Here is a 16,147-nt window from a genome sequence, read left to right on the forward strand (position 1 = left end):
CGTCCGCCGGGTTGTCGGGCCCACGGACTAGAGTCGCTGCCGTGACAGCTACGACGCCGCGCCTGCTCCTCGTCGACGGACACTCCCTGGCATACCGGGCGTTCTTCGCCCTGCCGGTGGAGAACTTCTCCACCACCACGGGGCAGCCGACCAACGCCGTCTACGGCTTCACCTCGATGCTGATCAACGTGCTCCGCGACGAGCAGCCCACCCACATCGTGGTCGCCTTCGACGTCTCCCGCCGCTCCTTCCGCACCGAGAAGTACGCGGAGTACAAGGCCGGCCGCAGCGAGACCCCGACCGACTTCAAGGGCCAGGTCAGTCTCGTCAAGGAGGTCCTCGCGGCGCTGCGCATCCCGGTCGTGGAGAAGGAGGGCTACGAGGCCGACGACGTCATCGCCACCCTCGCCTGCCAGGCCCGCGACCAGGGCATGGACGTGCTCATCACCACCGGCGACCGGGACGCCTTCCAGCTCGTCGGCGACCAGGTCACCGTGCTCTACCCGCGCAAGGGCGTCTCCGACCTCGCCCGGATGGATCCGGCCGCCGTCGAGGCGAAGTACGGCGTCGGCCCGGGCCGCTACCGCGACCTGGCCGCCCTGGTCGGCGAGACCAGCGACAACCTCCCCGGCGTCCCCGGCGTCGGCCCGAAGACCGCCGCCAAGTGGATCAACCTCTACGCCGGCGTCGAGGGCGTGGTGGCCCGGGCCGACGAGATCAAGGGCAAGGCCGGCGACAGCCTGCGCGAGCGGCTCGCCGACGTGATCCGCAACTACGAGATCAACTGCCTGGTCACCGACCTGGAGCTGCCGGTGCGCCCGGAGGACGCCCGCTGGCAGGGCTGGGACCGGGAGGCCGTGCACCAGGTCTTCGACACCCTCCAGTTCCGCATCCTGCGCGACCGGCTCTACCAGTACCTGGAGGCCGTCGAGCCGGAGGCCGAGGCCGGCTTCGACCTGGCCGGGCAGGTGCTGACCGAGCCCGGCGCGCTCGCCGGCTGGCTCGGCGAGCACGCCCCGACCGGCGCCCCGGTCGGCGTGGCGGTCAAGCTCGACACCGGCCCGAACCGGCGGCACACCGCCGCCGTGACCGGCATGGCGCTGGCCACCGCCGGCGGCGCGGCCGCCTGGTTCGACCCGGCCACGCTCGACCCGAAGGACGAGGGCGCCCTGGCCGGCTGGCTCGCCGACGAGGCCCGCCCCAAGGTGCTGCACGACAGCAAGCCGGCCGTGCTCGCCTTCGCCGCGCACGGCTGGGACCTTCAGGGCATCTCCCGCGACACCCAGATCGCCGCCTACCTGGCCCGCCCCGACCAGCGCTCCTACGACCTCACCGACCTGGCGCTGCGCTACCTCCACCGGGAGCTGCGGGTCGACGCGCCGGAGAGCGGCCAGCTCACCCTCGACGGGCTCGGCGACGACGGCGCGGCCGAGCAGAACCTGATGCTCCAGGCCCGGGCCACCCTCGACCTGGCCGACGCGATCGACGCCGAGCTGTCCCGCGACGGCGAGCAGTCCGCCCGGCTGATGGCCGGCGTCGAGCTGCCGCTCATGCGGGTGCTGGCCACCATGGAGCGCACCGGCATCGCCGCCGACACCCACTACCTCTCCGAGCTGGAGGCGCACTTCGCCGCCGAGGTGAAGGCCGCCGCCCAGGGCGCGTACGCGGCGGTCGGCCGGGAATTCAACCTCGGCTCGCCCAAGCAGCTCCAGGAGATCCTCTTCGGTGAGCTGGGCCTGCCCAAGACCAAGAAGATCAAGACCGGCTACACCACCGACGCCGACGCCCTCCAGTGGCTCTACGCGCAGAACCCGCACCCGGTGCTCGAGCACCTGCTGCGCCACCGCGACGTCGCCAAGCTCAAGATGACGGTCGACGGCCTGCTCAAGTCGGTCTCCGACGACGGCCGGATCCACACCACCTTCAACCAGACGGTGGCGGCCACCGGTCGGCTCTCCTCGACCGAGCCCAACCTGCAGAACATCCCGATCCGCACCGAGGAGGGGCGGCGGATCCGGCGCGCCTTCGTGGTGGGCGAGGGCTACGAGTGCCTGCTCACCGCCGACTACAGCCAGATCGAGATGCGGATCATGGCGCACCTGTCCTCCGACGACGCGCTGATCGAGGCGTTCAACTCGGGGCACGACTTCCACGCCGCCACCGCCTCCTCGGTCTTCACCGTCGAGGTCGACCAGGTCACCGCCGACCAGCGGCGCAAGATCAAGGCGATGAACTACGGCCTGGCGTACGGGCTGAGCGCGTTCGGCCTGTCCCAGCAGCTCGGGATCAGCGCCGAGGAGGCCCGCGGGCTCATGGAGAACTACTTCGCCGGTTTCGGCGGGGTCCGCGACTACCTCCAGGAGGTGGTGGCCCGGGCCCGGCAGGACGGCTACACCTCCACCATCCTGGGCCGCCGCCGCTACCTGCCCGACCTGGTCAGCGACAACCGGCAGCGCCGGGAGATGGCCGAGCGGATGGCGCTCAACGCCCCGATCCAGGGCTCCGCGGCCGACATCATCAAGGTCGCCATGCTGCACGTCGACACCGCGCTGCGCGACGCCGGGCTGCGCTCCCGGATGCTGCTCCAGGTGCACGACGAGTTGGTCTTCGAGGTCGCCCCGGGCGAGCGGGAGATTCTGGAGGCGCTGGTCCGCAAGGAGATGGGGGAGGCCTACCCGCTCTCCGTGCCGCTGGAGGTCTCCGTCGGCGAGGGCCGCGACTGGAACAGCGCCGACCACTGACCGTCGCGCGGGCTCGTGATCCCGGACGGTTGTCGTTCGGAGCGAACGGCGCCGGTCCGGGGTCGCTAGAGAGTCGCGCCGGCCGGGTTCGTCGTGGATGAGGCCCGGGGCGGGCGTGGGGCGGGGCTCGTCGCCGGCGGCGGGTCGCCGTCGGAGGCGAGGGTCGCGGCGGCGTCGCGCAGGGCGGCGGCGAGCCGGTCCCGGACCGCGAGCTGGGCGGCGATCCGGGCGTCCAGCACCGCCAGCCGCTCCCGCCCGACGCGCAGCCCGGCCGGGGAGGGCGGCGCGGCGGCCACGTCCCCGTCCAGGCAGGGCAGGAAGACCCGGACGTCGTCCAGGGTCAGCCCGGCGCCGAGCAGGTGCCGGATGTTGCGGACGCGGGTGACCGTCGCGTCGTCGTACTCGCGGTAGCCGTTCGCCGCCCGCGTGGCGGCGATCAGGCCGTGCTCCTCGTAGTGCCGCAGGGCACGCGGGGTGCAGCCGGTCACCCGCGCCAACTCGCCGATCCGCACCCGACCCCTCCGTCCCCGGTCACCTCCGCTCCGTCGAGGTGGGGACGTCCACCCGGCGGAGGGCGCCGCCACCCCGACGAGCCGGCGCGGTCCGTCAGGCGACCAGCGCCCCGCCGTCCACCGGTAGGACCACGCCGGTGACGAAGGCCGCCGCCGGGTCGCTGAGCCGCAGAATGGCCCAGGCTACGTCCTCGGGCCGGCCGATCCTGCCGAGGGGCGTGTGGTCGAGCTGCCAGCGGCGTACCGCGGCGCGCTGGTCAGGGGAGAGGCCCTGGTGTTCGCCGATGGGCGTGTCGATCGCGCCGGGAGCCACCGCCACCACCCGGACGCCGCGCGGGGCCAGCTCCACCGCCCAGCTACGGGTCAGCGAGTCGAGGGCGGCCTTGCCGGCCGCGTACACCGAGCTGCCCGGCCAGGCCCGCTGGCCCACGGTGGTGGTGACGTTGACGATCACGCCGCGGCTCGCGGCCAGCGGCTCGACCGCGGCGTGCGCCAGCCGGATCGGCGCGAGCAGGTTCGTGTCGAGCTGGCGGCGGGCCGCCGGCTCGTCCAGCGCGGCGAGGGGGCCGCCGCCGGCGATCCCGGCGTTGTTGACCAGCACGTCGAGCCGGCCGTACCGGTCGAGGGCGGCGCCGACCACCCGGGCCGGCGCGTCGGGGTCGGTCACGTCGGCGGTGACCGGGGTGATGAGGGGGTGGCCGGCGGCCGTCTCCGCCAGTGGCGCGGCGCGCCGGCCGACGGCGAGGACGTGGGCGCCGGCGGCGGCGAAGGCGCGGGCGGTGGCCCGGCCGATGCCGGTGCCCGCGCCGGTGACCACCACGGTGCGCTGCTGTTCGTCGTTCATGCCGCCGATCGTCCGACCCTGCCGTCAGTGGCAGGGTCAAGCGATCGGGTCAGCGGCCCGGCCCGCGGCGTTCCTTCGGCGGGGCGCCGTGCCGCTGGAGGGCCTTGCGGGACGGGCCGCCCGGCGGCGGCAGCGGTGCCTTCACCGGGTCGTGGCCCCAGTTCATCAGCGAGTACCGCCACCGGGTCCGGCGCACGTCGCCGCTCGGTCGCTGGGCCATGTGCCGCCGGACGTACCCGACCACCTTCCGCATGTGCTTGTAGTCGGCGGCGGTGAGCTGGTCGCGCTTGCGGCGCAGCAGGTTGATGATCTTCCGGCCGGACTCGTGGCCCACCGACTCGCCGCCCCGGGTGCCCTTCCGCCAGCCCACGTGCTTGGACTCGTCGGTCTCCAGCCACTTCTGGAGTTCGCCCGGCTTCATGTTCACCGCGTCGGTGAACTCCCGGTAGGTCTGCTGCGGGTCGTCACTTGGGCTCATGACGCAGCACCTCCGGTCGGTGGGCGACGTCCCGGCCCGAGTCGTCGTTGCGGATCCGGTACTGGGGTTCCTCCGGCGAGGCGTTCACGGCGTGCCCGCGGACGTGCGTCCGGTCGACGAGCTTCTCCTTGACCACGCCGTACGCCCGGCCGCTGTGGCTGGCCCAGGAGACGTGGTCGCCCCGGCGGAACTCCTCCTTCTCGGCCATGCGCGGCGGTTACCCGGGGCCGGCGGCCGGAAACGACACCTCAGGCGGCGGCCGGCTTCTCCGACACGAAGATGGCGGTGCCGGGGAAGAGCCGGCCGCGCAGCGGGCTCCACTGCCCCCAGATCCCCTCGTGCCCCGCCGGCCACTCCGGCTCCACCAGGTCCACGAGGCGGAACCCGGCGCCGACCAGCTCCCGGATCCGGTCGCCGAGGGTGCGGTGCTGCTCGACGTACGTGGCCACCCCGTGCTCGTCCTGCTCGACGTAGGGGGAGCGGTCGAAGTACGAGTGCACGGCGGTCAGCCCGCCCTCGCCCGGGTCGTCCAGGAAGATCCAGCGCATCGGGTGGGTGACCGAGAAGACCCACCGGCCGCCGGGCCGCAGCACCCGGGCCACCTCCCGCATCGCCGCCGCCGAGTCGTCCACGAACGGGATCGCGCCGAACGCCGTGCAGACGACGTCGAAGGCCGCGTCGGCGAACGGCAGGGCGAGCGCGTCGGCCTGCACGAGCGGCACGCGTACGCCGGTCCGGGCGGCGGCCTCGGCGGCGTGCCGCAACATGCCGGCGGAGAGGTCCAGGGCGACAGGCCGGGCGCCCTGCGCGGCGAGCCAGCGGGCGGCGGCGGCCGCCCCGCAGCCGAGTTCCAGGATCCGGCGGCCGGCCACCTCGCCGAGCAGTCGGGCGTCGGCCTCGCGCAGCCCCTCGGGGCACCAGACGAAGTCCACCTCGCCCAGGAACGCGCCGTGCTCGGCCTGGTAGGCGTCGGCGTCCGTGTCCCACCAGCCCCGGTTGGCCCGGCGGACCTCGGCCGCGCCCACCCGGCGCCGGGTCACCCTGTCGTCGTCCACCCGCCCACGCTAGGCCCTCGGTGGCCGTGCGCGGCGTGCGGGCCGCTCCGGGCGGGGGCGTGGCGGGTGGGGCGGATGTGACGGACGAGACAGCTGTGGCACCTTACCGCGCGAAATCTCCGCTTTCGCAGCTGACGAGCCTGAGGAGACCCGGGAGGGCTTGCACGCTGTGGTAATGCAGCGGGTAGGCTAGACGATGCGCTCGCGGATCGTGTGCCTCGGCAGGGAGCAGGTGCGCGGTCACCGGAGCCACTAATGATCTTCTGATGGCGATCGTTCGGTGTGCCCGGCGACGGATCCGCTGGCGCGGACTGAGTCACTGCGACGCCCACGCCTGCTGTGACACCCATCCGACCGGAGCAACCGCCCACATGACGAGCAGCATCGAGGCCACCTCGAGCGCCAACAAGGTCACCGTCGACGACCTCGGCTCTGAGGAAGCTTTCCTCGCCGCGATCGACGAGACCATCAAGTACTTCAACGACGGCGACATTGTCGAAGGCACCGTCGTCAAGGTCGATCGGGACGAGGTCCTGCTCGACATCGGCTACAAGACCGAGGGCGTGATCCCCTCTCGGGAGCTGTCGATCAAGCACGACGTGGACCCGGCCGAGGTCGTTTCGGTCGGCGACCACATCGAGGCCCTGGTCCTCCAGAAGGAGGACAAGGAGGGTCGCCTGATCCTCTCCAAGAAGCGGGCGCAGTACGAGCGGGCCTGGGGCACGATCGAGAAGATCAAGGACGAGGACGGCGTCGTCCGCGGCTCGGTCATCGAGGTCGTCAAGGGTGGTCTCATCCTCGACATCGGGCTGCGTGGCTTCCTGCCCGCCTCGCTCGTCGAGATGCGGCGGGTCCGCGACCTGCAGCCGTACGTCGGTCGTGAGCTCGAGGCCAAGATCATCGAGCTGGACAAGAACCGCAACAACGTGGTGCTGTCCCGCCGGGCCTGGCTGGAGCAGACGCAGTCCGAGGTGCGCACCGAGTTCCTCAACAAGCTGCAGAAGGGCCAGGTCCGCAAGGGCGTCGTCTCTTCGATCGTCAACTTCGGCGCGTTCGTCGACCTGGGCGGCGTGGACGGCCTGGTGCACGTCTCCGAGCTCTCCTGGAAGCACATCGACCACCCGTCCGAGGTCGTCGAGGTGGGCCAGGAGGTCGAGGTCGAGGTCCTGGACGTCGACCTGGACCGCGAGCGGGTCTCGCTGTCGCTGAAGGCGACCCAGGAGGACCCGTGGCGGCAGTTCGCCCGCACCCACGCGATCCAGCAGATCGTGCCGGGTAAGGTCACCAAGCTCGTGCCGTTCGGCGCCTTCGTCCGGGTGGACGACGGCATCGAGGGCCTGGTCCACATCTCCGAGCTGGCCGAGCGCCACGTGGAGATCCCGGAGCAGGTCGTGCAGGTCGGCTCCGAGGTCATGGTCAAGGTCATCGACATCGACCTGGAGCGGCGCCGGATCTCGCTGTCGCTCAAGCAGGCCAACGAGGGCTTCGTCGAGGGCGAGGAGCACTTCGACCCGACCCTCTACGGCATGGCCGCGACCTACGACGAGCAGGGCAACTACATCTACCCGGAGGGCTTCGACCCGGAGACGGGCGAGTGGCTCGAGGGCTACGACAAGCAGCGCGAGACCTGGGAGCAGCAGTACGCCGAGGCGCGCCAGCGCTGGGAGGCCCACACCAAGCAGGTGCAGACCTCCCGGGCCGCCGACGCCGAGGCCGCTGCCAACCCGGCTCCGGCCGTGACCGGCACCACCACCTCGACCACGGCCCCGAGCCGTCAGGCCGAGGAGCCGGCCGGCACGCTGGCCACCGACGAGGCGCTCGCCGCGCTGCGGGAGAAGCTCGCCGGCGGCAAGTGACCCGGTGACGGCTCCAGCTCGGCGAGGCCGAGGCTGGCGCGGTCGCTGACGACGACGGGCCCCGTCCCCGTGATCCGGTACCACCGGGTCGCCGGGGGCGGGGCCTTCGCCGTGTCCGGGGGAAGTTGGCACCGGAAACCGTGATCGGGTTGACTGTCCCGGTGCTGAAGGTGGGGTTGACCGGCGGGATCGGGTCGGGCAAGAGCGCGGTGTCCAGCCGGCTGGCCGCGCTCGGCGCGGTGGTCATCGACGCGGACCGGATCGCCCGCGAGGTGGTCGCCCCGGGCAGCGAGGGCCTCGCCGAGATCGTGGCGGCCTTCTCCGACCGGGTCCTCGACGCCGACGGGGCGCTGGACCGGGCCGCACTGGGCGCCGTGGTCTTCGGCGACGAGGGCGCCCGCCGCCGGCTGGAGGCGATCACCCACCCCCGGGTCCGGGCCCGCACCGCCGCGCTGGTCGCCGCTGCGCCCCCCGACGCCGTCGTGGTCAACGACGTGCCGCTGCTGGTCGAGGTGGGACTCGCGCCCACGTACCACCTGGTGCTGGTGGTGCAGGCGGCGGTGGCCACCCGGCTGGAGCGGCTGGCCCGCGACCGCGGCATGGACCGTGCGGAGGCCGAGCGGCGCATCGCCGCGCAGGCCGACGACGCCCGCCGGCAGGCGGCGGCGGACGTGCTGCTCGGCAACGACGGCACACTCGCCGACCTGCACGCCGCGGTGGACACCCTCTGGCACGAGCGCCTGCTGCCCTACGAGCGCAACGTCCGCGAACGCCGGGCGGTCCGGCCCGAGCAGGTGGCGCTCACCGAGCCCGACCCGACCTGGCCGCAGCAGTACGCCCGGCTCGCCGCCCGGATCCGCCACGCGGCCGGCGCCGACCTGCGGGTCGACCACATCGGCTCCACCGCGGTGCCCGGGCTGGCCGCCAAGGACGTCATCGACATCCAGCTCACCGTGCCGTCGCTGGCCGACGCGGACGGGCCGCTCGCCGACCGGCTCGCCGAGGCGGGCTTCCCCCGGCTGCCCGGCGACTGGTGGGACAACCCCCGCCCGCCCGGCAGCCCCCACTGGGAGAAGCGGCTGCACGGCAGCGCCGACCCGGGCCGCCCGGTGCACCTGCACCTGCGGGTGGCCGGCTCGCCCGGCTGGCGCTACGCCCTGCTCATGCGCGACCACCTGCGCGCCGACCCGGGGCAGCGGGCCGCGTACCTGCAGCTGAAGCGGGAGCTGGCCGCGTCCGCGCCGGACAGCGCCACCTACGGGACGCTGAAGGACCCCTGGTTCGACGAGGAGCACCTGCGGGCCGAGGAGTGGGCCGCGCAGACGGGTTGGCGGCCGTGAGCCCGCTCAGCGGCCCTTCGCCGGCTGCCTGACCGGTCGGGCGGCGCCGGGCAGCGCCGGCACCCGTCCCGGGACGAGGTCCAGCTGAACCCAGACGCCCCGTCCGGTCCGCAACTCCAGCCGGCGCGGCAGCCCGTTCCGGTCGATCCACCAGCGCAGCCGGCCGCGTACCTCGATGACGTCCACGGTCCGGTCCGCCACCCGGTCGTCGCGGATCCGGACCGCCGCAGCGGCCGGCACGGCGGTGGCGAAGCCCCGCAGCGCCGCGTCGACCAGCCGCTCCACGTCGTCGCCCGGCGGGCGCCCGCCCGCCCGGACCAGGCCGGCCGGCGCCGGCAGCGGCGGGGCCGCCGCCCCGCCCGCCGGCACCACGAGCCGGGCCACGCTGCCCGGCCGCGCCCGCACCAGCGTGCGGCGTCCGGGGTCGTCGGCCGCCACCACCGATAGGTACGCCGCGGAGCCCGCCCAGCTCAGCCAGCCGGTGCCGCGCAGGTCGGCGGACGGGTCGGTCACGGTCAGCGTGGCGCCGCCGGTCGCGCGTAGCCGGGCGGGCAGCCGGGCCAACCGGTCGGCCTCGGCGTCGGAGAGCGCCCGGGGCAGCCCGGGACGCCCGCCGAGCGCGTCCACCGGGCGCAGCGTGGGGCGGTCGCTGCGGGCCAGGTCGACGGTGACCGGGGTGCCGTCCGGCAGCCAGGCGGCCAGCCGGTGCAGCCGGGCGTCCCGGTCGACCCAGAGCCGGGGCCGCCGGTCCGGCGCCGACCCGGGGGTGCCGGGGAGTGCGGCGAGGGGGGCCTGGAGGACGTCCACCGGGACGCCGTCGACGGTCTCCCGGCGCAGCCAGCGCGCCTCGGGGCTGGGCTGGTCGACCTGGGCCGTGCCGAGCCCGAGCAGCAGGTCCCGCACCGCGGGCAGTCCGCGTCCGGCCGGCAGCTCCCGGAGCCGCCACCGGTCGTCCGGCGGCACCAGCGGCGGCGGCGCCGGGGTGGGCGTCGCGGCGGGATCGGGCCGGACCAGCAGCGTCGACGCGGTCGCCTGGACCAGCCCCCGCTCGGCGCCCGCCCCGGGGCCGCCGACGTCCAGGTAGACCAGGGGCCGGGCCCAGTCGACCCAGCCGACCAGCTCGGTACGGCCGCCCCCCGCGCCCAGGGTGATCCGGACGCCGGCGCGGACGTCCCGCTGGTTGGTGACCCGCAGGGCGGCCAGCCGCTCGGCCTCGGCGGCCGTGAGGGGGCGGGCCGTCTCGGCGGGGTCGGCCGGCTCGGGCGACCAGCTCAGCAGGCCGGCGACCAGGGCGGCGGCCGAGGCCGTGGCGACCACCGCGAGCGCGACCAGGACGGCGCGGCGGCGGGTCGGTTGCTCGGGTGGGTCGCCGGTCCCGTCCAGCTCGGGGTCGCCGGGCGGCTCGACCGGGGCGGCCGGGCGCCTCCCGAGCTCCGGGTCGGCGCGCGGGCGGCGACCGACGGCGCTGACGGGCCGGCTCGCCGTCTCGCCGGCGCGGCGGTGGCCGCGGCCCGGCTCGCGGGGGAGGGCCGAGGCACCGGACCGGGGCGCGGTGGGGAGGTCGGTGGCATGGGCCGCTCCGCGCCGCTTCCGTGATCTGGGCGAGTTGCCCTTCGTGGCGGGCGACGGGTCGCCGGGATCACCGGGCTGCGGCGCGGTGGACTGTCCGGCGGGTGAAGCCGGCCTGGGGTGGGCGCCCGACGGCTCGGTGGGTGCCGTGGCGGGTACGCGGTGCGGCCTCCCGCTTCGCCCGTCGCCGGATCTCGGCGAGTTGTCGTCCGTGGCGGACGGAAGGTCGCCAGGATCCGCCGGATCCAGCCCGGTGGGGCGGGGCGTGGGCGCGGTGTCCGGTGGGGGGTGGCCGGTGGGCCTGCCCGGGGGTGACGGTGCGGCGGGCCCGGTCGGCGGTGCGCCGGAGGAAGCCGCGGGCTCGGCGCGGGCGGCCGGCTCGGGGGCGGCGGCGGGCGGGACGGGATCGGGCGGGGAGGGCTGGGCTTCGGCGGCGGGGAGCGGGCCGGTGTCGCGGGTGCGAGCGCGTCGCGGCCGGCGGCCGGGAGAGGTCTCCACGAGTGCACAACGCGGCTGCCGGGTTTCGGTGACGAGCAGGGGCGCTCGCGGCGGCCGGTCAGCGCGTCGAGCGCGACCACCTCGGGTGCGCACGCCGGTTTCTCGGGTGCTGCGACCCCCGGTGCCGGGGGCGGCCGAGCCCCGAAGGGGCGGCCACCGGCCCGGTCGGCCGCCGCGAGCGGCCTACGGTACGAGGGTAGTCCGGTGAGATGAGGCACACAATGGGAATATCGAAGCCGATCAGGGACGGTCCGTGCTCGGCCCCGGAAGTGTCGGACCTCGGGCGTACCGTTGAGGTCATGGCGCTCGACATTCCCCGGCTCGACGGCCGCTTCAAGGTCGTCAGCGAGTTCCAGCCGGCCGGCGACCAGCCGGCAGCCATCGACGAGCTTGAGCGTCGCGTGCGACGTGGCGACCGTAACACGGTGCTGCTCGGCGCGACCGGCACCGGCAAGAGCGCCACCACGGCGTGGCTGGTCGAGCGGCTCCAGCGGCCGACCCTGGTGCTCGCGCCCAACAAGACCCTCGCCGCCCAGCTCGCCAAGGAGTTCAGCGAGCTGCTGCCGCACAACGCGGTCGAATACTTCGTCTCCTACTACGACTACTACCAGCCCGAGGCCTACATCCCGCAGACCGACACCTACATCGAGAAGGACTCCTCGATCAACGAGGAGGTCGAGCGGCTGCGGCACTCGGCGACCATGTCGCTGCTCACCCGACGCGACGTGATCGTGGTGGCCACGGTGTCGGCGATCTACGGCCTGGGCACCCCGGAGGAATACCTGGACCGGGCCGTCCGGGTGGCCGTCGGGCAGGAGCTCGACCGTGACCAGTTGCTGCGCCGGCTGGTCGACATCCAGTACACCCGCAACGACATGGCCTTCCAGCGCGGCACCTTCCGGGTCCGCGGCGACACGCTGGAGATCATCCCGGCCTACGAGGAGCTGGCCGTCCGGATCGAGCTGTTCGGTGACGAGATCGAGAAGCTCTACTACCTCAACCCGCTCACCGGCGACGTGGTCCGCGAGGTCGACAGCCTGATGATCTTCCCGGCCACGCACTACGCGGCCGGGCCGGAGCGGATGGAGCGGGCGATCCGCGACATCGAGGTCGAGCTGGGCGAGCGGCTGGCCGAGCTGGAGCGGCAGGGCAAGCTGCTGGAGGCGCAGCGGCTGCGGATGCGCACCACCTACGACATCGAGATGATGCGCCAGGTCGGCTTCTGCTCCGGCATCGAGAACTACTCGATGCACATCGACGGGCGGCTGCCCGGCAGCCCGCCGCACTGCCTGCTCGACTACTTCCCCGACGACTTCCTGACCGTGGTCGACGAGTCGCACGTGACCATCCCGCAGATCGGTGGCATGTACGAGGGCGACGCCTCCCGTAAGCGGATGCTGATCGACCACGGCTTCCGGCTGCCCAGCGCGGCCGACAACCGGCCGCTGCGCTTCGACGAGTACCTGGAGCGGGTCGGCCAGATGGTCTTCCTCTCCGCCACCCCGGGCACGTGGGAGATGGACCAGGCCCAGGGCGAGTTCGTCGAGCAGGTGATCCGCCCCACCGGTCTGATCGACCCCGAGGTCGTCGTGAAGCCCACAAAGGGCCAGATCGACGACCTGATGCACGAGATCAAGCTGCGGACCGAGCGGGACGAGCGGGTCCTGGTCACCACGCTGACCAAGAAGATGGCCGAGGACCTCTCCGACTACCTGCTGGAGAACGGCATCCGGGTGCGCTACCTGCACTCCGAGGTCGACACGCTGCGCCGGGTCGAGCTGCTGCGCGAGCTGCGCAAGGGCGACTACGACGTGCTGGTCGGCATCAACCTGCTCCGCGAGGGCCTCGACCTGCCCGAGGTCTCCCTGGTGGCGATCCTCGACGCCGACAAGGAGGGCTTCCTGCGCAGCGGCCGGTCGCTGATCCAGACCATCGGCCGCGCGGCCCGTAACGTCTCCGGCCAGGTCCACATGTACGCCGACAAGATCACTCCGTCGATGGCGGATGCGATCGGCGAGACCAACCGGCGCCGGGCCAAGCAGATCGCGCACAACGAGGCCAACGGGATCAGCCCGGAGCCGCTGCGCAAGAAGATCCACGACATCCTCGACGACATCTACCGCGAGGCGGAGGACACCGAGAACAGCCGGGTCGGCGGGGCCGTCCGGCAGCTGTCCCGGGGCAAGGCGCCGGTCAAGGAGACCCGCAGCCGGGGTCGGGGCGGCGCGGTGACGCCGTCGCGCGAGGGGATGGCCCGGGCCGACCTGGCCAACCTCATCCAGGAGCTCAACGACCAGATGCTCGCCGCCGCGCGGGAGCTGCAGTTCGAGCTGGCCGCCCGGATCCGCGACGAGGTCGCCGACCTCAAGAAGGAACTCCGCGGGATGGACGCCGCCGGGGTGAAGTGACGCACCGGGGTCGGGGGAGGCCGCCGTGCTGACCGAGGCCGTGATCGGGCTCCCCGACCCCCGGCTGCGCCGCTACGTCGACCGCTACCTCGGCTACCGGGAGCAGGCGGCCGGCCCGCTGGTGCGCCGGGAGGCGGCCGGCGCCTTCGTGGTGCTGATCCTCGGCTGGGGCGCCCCGCTGGACGTGACCGATCCGCGCGCCGCCGACCGGGGCGCGTACGGGACGAGCGCCTTCGTGGCCGGGCCGTTCGACGGCTGGTGCGCGACGCGTACCGCCGGCGAGGGCGCCGGGGTGCAGGTGCTGCTGACCGCCCCGGCCGCTCGCCGGCTGCTCGGGCTGCCGCTGGGCGAGCTGGCCAACCGGGCGGTCCCGGTCGACCGGCTCGCCGGCTGGCTGGCCCGGCTCCGCGACGAGCTGGCCGGCCTGCCCGACTGGTCGAGCCGGTTCGCCCGGCTCGACGCCGCCCTCGCGGCCCGGCTGGCGGTGACCGGGCCGGTCGATCCGCGCCTGCTGCGGGCCTGGCGGCTGCTCGGCGGCGGCGGGCTGGGCGTCGGCGCGCTGGCCGAGGAGGTCGGCTGGAGCCGCCGCCACCTGGCGGTCCGGTTCCGGCGGGAGTTCGGCCTGCCGCCGAAGACCGTCGCCCGGCTGCTCCGCTTCCAGCGGGCGTACGCCATGGTGGGCCGCACGCTGGTCACCGCGCCGGTGGGCGACGCGCGCCCGGCGGCGGGCCCGGGTGGCGGCGGATGGGCGGAGCTGGCGGCTCGGCTCGGCTACTACGACCAGTCGCACCTGATCCGGGAGTTCCGCGAGTTCGCCGGGGCCACGCCCGCGACGCTGGCCCGGCCCGGATCACATTCGTCCAATCCCGGTTGACCCGTCCACCGGCAGACTCGGACCCATGCGAAGCATCTACCCGGTCCTCCGGTACCCCGACGCCCGCGCCGCCATCGACTTCCTCCGGTCAGCGTTCGACTTCACCGTCCACGAGGTGCACGAGGGGCCCGACGGCACGGTGCGGCACGCCCAGCTCGGCTACGGCGACGGCCTCGTCATGCTCGGCCCGGGGCCGGCCCCGGCGAGCCGGCCGGCCGACGACGACTACCGCGTGTACGTGGCCGTCGACGACGTCGACGCGCACCACGAGCGGGCCCGGGCGGCCGGCGCGGAGATCGTCCGGCCGCCCTTCGACACCGACTACGGCTCCCGCGACTACGCCGCCCGCGATCTGGCCGGCCTGGTCTGGTCGTTCGGCACCTACCGCCCCTGACACCCGGCGATAGCTCTGTGCGAGCGAGGTATTGCCGTGCGTGACGGTCATGCGTACTCTCCCTCGGTGGGGAGGCGCGCATGCCGTTGTCAGCAAGTCCTGTGGTCCGGCGGGTGCGGCTCGGCGCGGAGCTGCGCCGGCTGCGCCGCCGGGAGTCGCTCACCCTGGAGCAGGTCTGCGGCCGGCTCGGCTGGGCGTCCACATCGAAGCTGTCCCGCATCGAGCTGGGGCAGAGCCGGCCCGACCTGGCCGACGTGCTCGACCTGCTCGACGTCTACGCGGTGCCGCCCCACCAGCGCGACGAGCTGATCGTCATCGCCCGGGACGCCGCCACCGGCCGCGGCTGGTCCAAGGCGCTGGGCGAGATGGGGGAGCGGCAGCGGGCGTACGCGGAACTGGAGGCGGGCGCGGTCCGCATCGTGGACTACCAGCCGGTGCTGGTGCCCGGGCTGCTCCAGATCCCCGAGTACGCCCGGCTGCGGGTGTCGGCCGGCGCGCTGCTCGCCGACGACGTGGACGTCGAGGCCGACGTGCGCGCCCGCGCGGTGCGCCAGGAGGTGCTGTGCCGCCCCGACCCGCCGCACTACACGGCGCTGATCGACGAGCGGGCCTGCGACCCGGCCGGCCTCCCCGCCGAGGTCTGGCGGGACCAGCTCCGGCACCTGGCCGTCCTCGCCGAGCGACCGCACGTCACCATCCGGCTGCTGCCCCGCGACGCTTCCCCCTACGGCGACCTGCACCCCCTCGCGCCGTTCTCGTACTACGCGTACCCGGATCCGGCCGACCCGCGCACCGTGCTGGTGGAGACGCTCACCACCGACCTGCGGCTGGTCGCCGAGGCCGACGTCGCCCGCTACGAGCGGCTGGTCGACTGGCTGCTGGCGGCGGCGCTGCCGGAGGAGGAGACGGTGGAGCTGCTGGGCCGTCGGCTCGGCCCCGCGCCGGTGCCCCGGCCACGCGAGCCCGACTGAGCGGACCCGTCAGCGGGCGCGCCGGAAGCCGCCCGCCAAGCCGATCAAGCCGCCAGCGGCGGAGCAGAGGAAGCACACCAGCCGCGCGGCCACCGGGCCCGGCGCGGGCGTTGGCGCGCGGCCACCGCGCCCGGCGCCCTCGATGCCCGTCGGGACGGTTGTACTGCCCGGCGCGGGCGTTGGCGCGCGGCCACCGGGCCCGGCGCCCCCGATGCCCGTCGGGACCGGTGGCCGGCGCGTCGAGCGCAGGCTATGTGAGGGGTACGACAGCTCAGGCCGGCACGTCGACGAAGTGCTCGACCAGCGGCGGGCCGGCGAAGTACGGCCCGATCAGCGCTCGCCACTGCCCGAAGCGCTCGCTCTGCCGGAAGTTCACGTCGTGCGCCTCGACCGTGTCCCACTCGACGAGCAGCACGAACCGGGACGGCGACTCGATGCCGCGGGTCATCCGCACCGAGCGGCAGCCCTCGGTGCCGGCGAGGATCGGGCGCGCCTGCGCGTAGGCGGCGGCGAAGTCGTCCTCGTGTCCGGGCGTCACGTCGATCAGCGCGACCTCAAGAACCATGCCGGAAGCCTCGCACGCCGCCCGCCATCCGGTACGCCCCGG

The 16,147-nt window shown here is 74.3% G+C and carries 14 protein-coding genes; 7 read left to right on the plus strand and 7 right to left on the minus strand.

Features of this window, described 5'->3' with window-relative positions:
* The first annotated feature begins 41 nt into the window (after nucleotides 1-41).
* Entirely contained in the window at nucleotides 42-2,741 is a 2,700-nt protein-coding gene (polA, locus tag IEY96_RS13910; protein ID WP_189195213.1) for a DNA polymerase I, read from the plus strand.
* A 65-nt stretch (nucleotides 2,742-2,806) separates the two neighbouring features.
* On the opposite strand, the gene IEY96_RS13915 is transcribed toward polA, so the two are convergent.
* The 5 genes from IEY96_RS13915 to IEY96_RS13935 form a co-directional block, all read right to left on the minus strand.
* Nucleotides 2,807-3,253, minus strand: a complete 447-nt coding sequence (locus IEY96_RS13915; RefSeq protein WP_189195214.1) for a MerR family transcriptional regulator — start codon at nucleotides 3,251-3,253, stop codon at nucleotides 2,807-2,809.
* Between the two features lie 94 nt (nucleotides 3,254-3,347).
* Nucleotides 3,348-4,097 carry an SDR family NAD(P)-dependent oxidoreductase gene (locus IEY96_RS13920; RefSeq protein WP_189195215.1) on the minus strand — a complete coding sequence of 250 codons (750 nt, stop codon included), beginning with the start codon at nucleotides 4,095-4,097 and terminating at the stop codon, nucleotides 3,348-3,350.
* Between the two features lie 49 nt (nucleotides 4,098-4,146).
* Nucleotides 4,147-4,575 (minus strand): DUF3140 domain-containing protein, encoded by a 429-nt coding sequence (locus IEY96_RS13925; RefSeq protein WP_189195216.1) that lies wholly within the window; start codon nucleotides 4,573-4,575, stop codon nucleotides 4,147-4,149.
* Nucleotides 4,562-4,783 (minus strand): hypervirulence associated TUDOR domain-containing protein, encoded by a 222-nt coding sequence (locus IEY96_RS13930; RefSeq protein ID WP_189195217.1) that lies wholly within the window; start codon nucleotides 4,781-4,783, stop codon nucleotides 4,562-4,564. The genes IEY96_RS13925 and IEY96_RS13930 overlap by 14 nt, the downstream gene beginning before the upstream one ends.
* A gap of 40 nt (nucleotides 4,784-4,823) precedes the next feature.
* A complete protein-coding gene (locus IEY96_RS13935; RefSeq protein ID WP_189195218.1) occupies nucleotides 4,824-5,630 on the minus strand; it encodes a class I SAM-dependent methyltransferase in 807 nt (268 codons plus the stop codon).
* 266 nt (nucleotides 5,631-5,896) lie between these two features.
* Here IEY96_RS13935 and rpsA point away from each other — a divergent pair, with 266 nt between their 5' ends.
* Nucleotides 5,897-7,486 (plus strand): 30S ribosomal protein S1, encoded by a 1,590-nt coding sequence (rpsA, locus tag IEY96_RS13940; RefSeq protein ID WP_189195219.1) that lies wholly within the window; start codon nucleotides 5,897-5,899, stop codon nucleotides 7,484-7,486.
* 161 nt (nucleotides 7,487-7,647) lie between these two features.
* Nucleotides 7,648-8,826 (plus strand): dephospho-CoA kinase, encoded by a 1,179-nt coding sequence (gene coaE, locus IEY96_RS13945; protein WP_189195295.1) that lies wholly within the window; start codon nucleotides 7,648-7,650, stop codon nucleotides 8,824-8,826.
* A 6-nt stretch (nucleotides 8,827-8,832) separates the two neighbouring features.
* Here coaE and IEY96_RS13950 read toward each other — a convergent pair whose 3' ends face one another.
* Entirely contained in the window at nucleotides 8,833-10,143 is a 1,311-nt protein-coding gene (locus tag IEY96_RS13950) for a hypothetical protein (protein WP_229791596.1), read from the minus strand.
* A 1,049-nt stretch (nucleotides 10,144-11,192) separates the two neighbouring features.
* Between IEY96_RS13950 and uvrB the strand changes: the two genes are divergently transcribed.
* From uvrB to IEY96_RS13970, 4 genes are all read left to right on the plus strand, one after another.
* Entirely contained in the window at nucleotides 11,193-13,301 is a 2,109-nt protein-coding gene (gene uvrB / locus IEY96_RS13955; RefSeq protein ID WP_189195220.1) for an excinuclease ABC subunit UvrB, read from the plus strand.
* Nucleotides 13,302-13,326: 25 nt separating this feature from the next.
* Nucleotides 13,327-14,175: a helix-turn-helix domain-containing protein gene (locus IEY96_RS13960; RefSeq protein WP_189195221.1), complete on the plus strand. Its 849-nt coding sequence runs from the start codon at nucleotides 13,327-13,329 to the stop codon at nucleotides 14,173-14,175.
* A 25-nt stretch (nucleotides 14,176-14,200) separates the two neighbouring features.
* Complete coding sequence (locus IEY96_RS13965; RefSeq protein ID WP_189195222.1) at nucleotides 14,201-14,569, plus strand: VOC family protein; 369 nt, start codon at nucleotides 14,201-14,203, stop codon at nucleotides 14,567-14,569.
* 80 nt (nucleotides 14,570-14,649) lie between these two features.
* Complete coding sequence (locus IEY96_RS13970; protein WP_189195223.1) at nucleotides 14,650-15,540, plus strand: DUF5753 domain-containing protein; 891 nt, start codon at nucleotides 14,650-14,652, stop codon at nucleotides 15,538-15,540.
* Between the two features lie 271 nt (nucleotides 15,541-15,811).
* Here IEY96_RS13970 and IEY96_RS13975 read toward each other — a convergent pair whose 3' ends face one another.
* Nucleotides 15,812-16,105 carry an antibiotic biosynthesis monooxygenase family protein gene (locus IEY96_RS13975; RefSeq protein ID WP_189195224.1) on the minus strand — a complete coding sequence of 98 codons (294 nt, stop codon included), beginning with the start codon at nucleotides 16,103-16,105 and terminating at the stop codon, nucleotides 15,812-15,814.
* Nucleotides 16,106-16,147: the final 42 nt, after the last annotated feature.

Origin of the sequence: Micromonospora fulviviridis (assembly GCF_014648395.1) — a bacterium.
Taxonomy (GTDB): Bacteria; Actinomycetota; Actinomycetes; order Mycobacteriales; family Micromonosporaceae; genus Micromonospora; species Micromonospora fulviviridis.

What these genes read in the sequence shown, in the direction of transcription:
- IEY96_RS13920 (WP_189195215.1), bottom strand. Translation starts at nt 4,097, where the DNA reads ATGAACGACGAACAGCAGCGCACCGTGGTGGTCACCGGCGCGGGCACC.
- IEY96_RS13925 (WP_189195216.1), bottom strand. Translation starts at nt 4,575, where the DNA reads ATGAGCCCAAGTGACGACCCGCAGCAGACCTACCGGGAGTTCACCGAC.
- IEY96_RS13930 (WP_189195217.1), bottom strand. Translation starts at nt 4,783, where the DNA reads ATGGCCGAGAAGGAGGAGTTCCGCCGGGGCGACCACGTCTCCTGGGCC.
- rpsA (WP_189195219.1), top strand. Translation starts at nt 5,897, where the DNA reads ATGGCGATCGTTCGGTGTGCCCGGCGACGGATCCGCTGGCGCGGACTG.
- uvrB (WP_189195220.1), top strand. Translation starts at nt 11,193, where the DNA reads ATGGCGCTCGACATTCCCCGGCTCGACGGCCGCTTCAAGGTCGTCAGC.
- IEY96_RS13965 (WP_189195222.1), top strand. Translation starts at nt 14,201, where the DNA reads ATGCGAAGCATCTACCCGGTCCTCCGGTACCCCGACGCCCGCGCCGCC.
- IEY96_RS13970 (WP_189195223.1), top strand. Translation starts at nt 14,650, where the DNA reads ATGCCGTTGTCAGCAAGTCCTGTGGTCCGGCGGGTGCGGCTCGGCGCG.
- IEY96_RS13975 (WP_189195224.1), bottom strand. Translation starts at nt 16,105, where the DNA reads ATGGTTCTTGAGGTCGCGCTGATCGACGTGACGCCCGGACACGAGGAC.